Genomic DNA, 5,474 nt, shown 5'->3' on the forward strand with positions numbered 1-5,474 from the left:
ATGCGTAGCCCATATAAGCCTCAGGAACCGGTTTTTGCTGTAGCTCGGTTATCACCAAAGCGATCACATTGGCGATGGCAAATTCATTGGGAGCGGCGGCAAGATTTTGACCATACTCGGTGAGCTGCTGGATCAGTTTCTTGTCCATTCCTGTACGTACAAAGCTGGCTGGAGAGAGTCTACGTTTCTTTGGATCTACATACTTACCAAAAACCCCAAGCTCCACACTGTCTCCCTGCTGTACTTCCTGAGAACGGGAAGGTCCAAGAATTCGGTTTCTTCCTGCATTCAGCCAGGCAGTGGCATAGCCGCCAGGAGTCTTGTTATGCTCTCCTGCCCCTTGACGGGATTCACTGATATTTTCGAAATACTTCTCCTCCTCTACTGCATTCTCAGGTTCCATAGTAGCTATTCTGGCACCTGATATAGGAGCACGGATCACCTATCTTACATTTCCCAAATGATCCTTGACAAAATATTCGTAATTGAATTCCGAATTTTCATAAGCAACCCGCCCTTCCTCATGGATGATGTAATCCAGCTGTCCGGATTCAAACATAAATTCTCCGATGTAATCTTTGGTGGAACTTAGTACCGTACCGGTATAGAACCACTGTTGCCGTTTGACTCCATCCGCATCATAGTCATATTCGATTTTGCCGGCCCCTGAGGCAAAAGTAACCCGGCTGGGAAGGTTTAAGTGATTGTACTCGATCTGGTCAATGTTCTTATCACTGTTTGAGATCTGATTGCCGTTGGCATCATAGCCATAATTCTGTGTGGACTGTGTATTGGGCTTGAAGTCCAGAGAAAGGTGGTTAGTACCGCTCTCATTATCCTCAACCCGGAGAAGCTTGTTGGAATATTCGTTCAATTGGGCATTTGAAAGATAATGATAGGAAAGTTTGTCAGTATAATTATAGTTGCCGGTAGAAATCTGACCCATTCTGTACAAAGTTTTGATGTTTCCGTTGTTATTATACCTAACTCCATGAATGGAATAGTTGTCATTTTCATCAGCAAAACCGGGAGCACTGTAATTGCCTACATGAAGCCTCCCTGCCAGATCGTACTGATAATGATAACGGTGTTCTTTTCCATCTTTATCCCACCAGTCAATTCTTGAAATATTCCCGTCCCAGCGGTAAAAATTACCTTCGCTTTCATAATAAAGCTTTTGTTTGAAAATTTGTGCAGAAGTGCTGCTAATTTCCTTCAGCCAGTTTCGGATGTTATAATCATACGACAGATTAAAATCCAAAAAGGATTTGGTTTTCAGTTTTCCTAAATCATCATAAATCAGATTGCTAATTAAAACCTCCGAATCCTGATTGATCTGATGAAACACGTTTTGGAGTGCACCTGCATTGTTGTACACAAACCTTCTTCTTATTTTCGCAGTTTGATTTCCAGTCAGTTCTGTGATGGTTTCGATAGCCTGGTTTTCAAAATTGTATTTAGTGCTGGTCTTTACATCCCCATTGAGCTGGTGCGACTCTATTTGCTGGATCGATCTTGCCTTCCTGTCATAATAGATGAGCGTGGTAAAGAATAGGTCATTTACTAGATTTCTGGTTTTCTTGGCCGTGAGAAGCCCATGGACATTCGCTGAAGCATCAGGGAAATCCGGATGTCCTGTTGGTTTTTGGTAATTATAGCCTCCGATGAGGTCATAGCTATCGTAATAATACGCAGACAGCACTGTGCCCTCATTCGACGGCCATCCACCAGAGGAAGTTGGGGTAGTGGTTCCCCCAAGCACCGTATTGTTGGTTCCGGTAATTCCTGCTGTAATTGAATCTCTGCTTCCTGCGTCGACGGTTTTACCGGTCATGATCAACCTGCCCAGTGCATCGTATTTGGAATAGATCCACTCATTACTGATGCGAAGATTGGCGTCTTGGATACCCACCATCCTGTCTTGTAAGTCGTAGATCATGTACTCCCATCCTTTACCCGGGAGCTTCTTTTCTATGAGTCTTTGACGGGAATCGTACCGGTATTGATAGCACTGTTCATTCAAAAGGTCGGTATTGGTGGACAATCCGAAATTGCTCTGCCCAAGCATAATGCTGACCGCCTGGGGAGGTATTACGGTGTTTTGATTTCCAAAGAGGTCATAGTTGTAGTAGGTCTCAAGCCATCCGTTTCCATTACCTTCATAGGTAGGCCAGTCCGGTCCTTGATCTTTATTCAGCACTAGCTGGCCCTGTTTGTTGGTAAATACCTGAAAAATCCTGTTGTGTTCGTCCTTGGTTATTTTGACCCAGAGTTCTCCCGGCTCATAAAAAGAATCGGTGACAGGCAATCCTGAAGAATTTACGGTAAACAGCCGGACTACGTCGGACGAATCATTTGGTCGTTCCTCAAACTTAATTTCTCTGCCTGATCCCATTTTCCAGGGAGTTCCAGGACTGGAGGTTTTTAAAATTCTGTTTAATGGGGAACTTTCAAATTGTTTTTCAACAAAACCAAAAGAATCACCATGAATTTCAGTAATTCTTTGCTCTTGATCTACAATTGCATTACTTCTATATCTTCCATCTTGAATTCCAGAATTCTCAAAGTATGGTAAATATTCCTTCTGCTGTCTCCCAAATTCATCGTAACCTATAGGAGTTATTAAATCTTTGGAATTGACCGTACCCTGAATAGCTATTGATTGCTTTGGTCTCCCCAAACCATCTAAATAAGTTACACTCTTATATGACTGATTAGGAGTTCCTTCAGTCACCTGAGATACTGAAGTTGTCGCTTCACGAGAACGATACGTCTTGACAAGTCAAGGTGAAAACATCCCATCAATTGACGTGGCCGCAAAGATCGCCGACTCACTCGGGGTCACGCTGGATTACTTGGTCAAGGATGGGGAGTATGAGCGCATTGACAACGAAACGCTCAAAAAACTAAAGGAGATCCAACACCTCGATCCCGAAAACAAGTCACACGTCTTCGCTACCATTGATGCTTTCATCAAGGCGGCTAAGCTCAAAAGTATCGCTGCGCTGTAAAAGCAAAAAGCCCGGACTTGCCAGACTTTTTTAAAATTAATCTAAGGATCTATTTTTAGCTTTGGTATTTTCCTCAGCAAACTGCTTAAAGTAATTCAGTAAAAACCCAAGTTTCGTTGGATCACCAAATGCTTCAAAAACATTGTTCGTTAATTTAACACCATACCAATCACCCTCATAATTCTCAACTAATTTGTATGGTAAGTAAAGACCATCCAATTCTGTTTCCCCAACATCTACAGTTAAAGCCCAACCTGGGTTATCTAGACTTTCTATCTTTATAGAATAGGAGCATCCTTTCCATAGAAGTCCGGTAGCTCGGCGCTTCTTGGATCAAACCCATCTTGTACTATTCCTGAGATTTGCTCTTCCAGTTTGGGCATGATCCATTCATTGGTCAATGCCTTGAGGTTTTCGTTGTTCTGATCCACCAGCGATTCCAGTTCTCCAATTTGGTTGATTTTCTCAAGTCTAGCTTTGGAATCCTTCACCCGATCCAGTGTATTTTTTGAAGCATTTTTTATTTCTTCTCCCGGAATATCCTCACTCTGGATCAAGCTTTCCAGTTTTTTGCTTTCCTGTTCCAGCAGGGCTTTGCTTCTTTCTTTTGCTAGGGTGAAGAGGCTGTCCCTTTGGGTACTGTCAGCAGTGATTTCCTTTAACTCCTTGAGTTCTTTCCTGAGCGAATCGTAAGATTTCTTCAGTGACTGGATCTGCTTGAGTTCTTCCAAATAAGGAATCTCGGGCTTAGTAGTTATAGACTCCAACCCTCCTGAAGGAAACCCCTTCGATAATCCTTCGCCAACACTAAGACTCTTGGGCACAGCAGGTATGGTCTGGGCAAAAGCTGGCATCCAGAATACTAATGCTAGGCCGAGGAAACAGAAAAGGAAAAAGGATTTGGGAGACATGGAAAGAATAAAATATACTTTAAGTTTTATAATAAAATTTTTTATGGTTTTTATATTGGCGCTATCGGGATTTCAGTTTTAACTCACTAAAAAAAATAGATTTACCTAAAAGCCTAGATTGTATTTACACCTAGTCCTAACGACATCTTTACTACACTCAATAGGGGAATGCAATTACTTCTATTCTTAATTATTTCAACTCATATCGAGTAAACTCTAAGGAGTTTAAATCATCCACAACAGTAAATATGTTGTACCTGTCTGGCACATAAAGTTTGTCTTCAAATATGATGTATGGATCAGGAACCCCCCGATCAATTTTGTAAGAAGTATTATTCTTGATATCTATTAATTTTACATAAGATACCCATGGCCCAATCCATGTTTTTACATTTTCTACCGTATAATCAACATTTTTACTTTTCGGTAATTCAATAAGCATATTATTTCTTTCCTCTTGAAAGTCATTTGGATTTTTAATACATTTTACAATCTCAATTGGCAAATCTTTGAATTTTACTTTTTCATGTTTCAAAGTGCTTATATTTCGTTCATTGCAACTGCTAAAAAGCATAACAATAATTAAAGAAATCCAATATCTCATTTGTTCTCAGTTTTAGTTTTATTTAACCAATCATCAGTCCTATTGTGGGAGTTATGAAAATCTCCTCCCACACCTTGAGGATTGTCGACACTTATATTTTGCCGTGCATTGTCAAATCTTCTGCCCGCTTCACCTAACTCACCTGAACCTAACTGCTGACCTAATCTTTGCCCTGTTCTTACTCCTCTGCTAAAAACACCAAATAGTTTATTCAAAGTACTATTCCCTCCATTGCTTTGCACGGGATCTTTTTCGTCATAAACATTTACATGATTTACTCGCCCCGAAGCCTTTTCAGATAATTGATAATCATCACGAACGGGAGTATTAATAGTAAGTAAGTTTAGATTAACATCATTAAATTCATCCATTTCAGCCATCATATTTAAAGCTTCGATTGAAAGATTACCTCCATGGCTGTGGCCTACTAAAGTAATTGAACCATTAAAATCCTCAGACTTCATCTGAGTTCTTACGTGATCAATTAAGCCAATTGCTGCATTTGTTCTTGCTCCGCTAAAATTATCTCCTGACCATGAATACGACACTCCAGGATTATTATCCTTAAATAAGTTATTAGAAGCCTTAGTTATCCCACCTAGGTTTCCCCAAGTCAAAATATTAGACCAAGTTCCATGAACAGGTATGATATCTCTACCGTCCGGGTCTATGACATTAATAGGGTTATTTGCAAAGGCAGAATAACCTGAAAGACTTGAGTAACGTTCGGCGTGTGGATCCACAACACTCCACCTTCCAATCGTAGGATCATACATCCTCGCCCCGTAATCATATACATTGATATCATTTTCGGTGAAAAATTCCTTGCCGTTATAAAGATAAGGATTCACCTTGATGCCACCGTATTGATAACCCAATTCTTTGATCTCCAAACCCCACGGGTCATAGTGCGTCTCCTGTACGATAATGGGTCCCGTGCTCATGACC

The 5,474-nt window shown here is 40.8% G+C and carries 6 protein-coding genes and 1 pseudogene; 1 reads left to right on the forward strand and 6 read right to left on the reverse strand.

Annotated features, from left to right (window positions below; translation table 11 throughout):
* Nucleotides 1-403: hypothetical protein (locus BVH02_RS20925; protein ID WP_143244276.1), on the reverse strand; the 403-nt coding region annotated here is incomplete at its 3' end.
* 39 nt (nucleotides 404-442) lie between these two features.
* Nucleotides 443-2,761: pseudogene (locus BVH02_RS20930) on the reverse strand (DUF6443 domain-containing protein); the annotation flags it as partial.
* Nucleotides 2,762-2,774: 13 nt separating this feature from the next.
* Between BVH02_RS20930 and BVH02_RS20935 the strand changes: the two are divergent.
* The gene (locus BVH02_RS20935) at nucleotides 2,775-3,011 is read left to right on the forward strand and encodes a helix-turn-helix domain-containing protein (RefSeq protein WP_223271941.1); all 237 of its coding nucleotides are present in this window, start codon (nucleotides 2,775-2,777) and stop codon (nucleotides 3,009-3,011) included.
* Between the two features lie 36 nt (nucleotides 3,012-3,047).
* On the opposite strand, the gene BVH02_RS22095 is transcribed toward BVH02_RS20935, so the two are convergent.
* The 4 genes from BVH02_RS22095 to BVH02_RS20955 form a co-directional block, all read right to left on the reverse strand.
* Nucleotides 3,048-3,293: an Imm53 family immunity protein gene (locus tag BVH02_RS22095; protein ID WP_086503424.1), complete on the reverse strand. Its 246-nt coding sequence runs from the start codon at nucleotides 3,291-3,293 to the stop codon at nucleotides 3,048-3,050.
* Nucleotides 3,290-3,922, reverse strand: coding sequence for a hypothetical protein (locus BVH02_RS20945; protein WP_086503425.1), 633 nt, complete (start codon nucleotides 3,920-3,922; stop codon nucleotides 3,290-3,292). The genes BVH02_RS22095 and BVH02_RS20945 overlap by 4 nt, the downstream gene beginning before the upstream one ends.
* Nucleotides 3,923-4,112: 190 nt before the next feature.
* A complete protein-coding gene (locus tag BVH02_RS20950) occupies nucleotides 4,113-4,526 on the reverse strand; it encodes a hypothetical protein (protein ID WP_086503426.1) in 414 nt (137 codons plus the stop codon).
* A partial coding sequence (locus BVH02_RS20955; protein ID WP_240507479.1) for an RHS repeat-associated core domain-containing protein occupies nucleotides 4,523-5,474 on the reverse strand: 952 nt, incomplete at its 5' end. The genes BVH02_RS20950 and BVH02_RS20955, both read right to left, overlap by 4 nt.

It is taken from the genome of Algoriphagus ratkowskyi (genome assembly GCF_002150505.1).
Classification (GTDB): domain Bacteria; phylum Bacteroidota; class Bacteroidia; order Cytophagales; family Cyclobacteriaceae; genus Algoriphagus; species Algoriphagus ratkowskyi.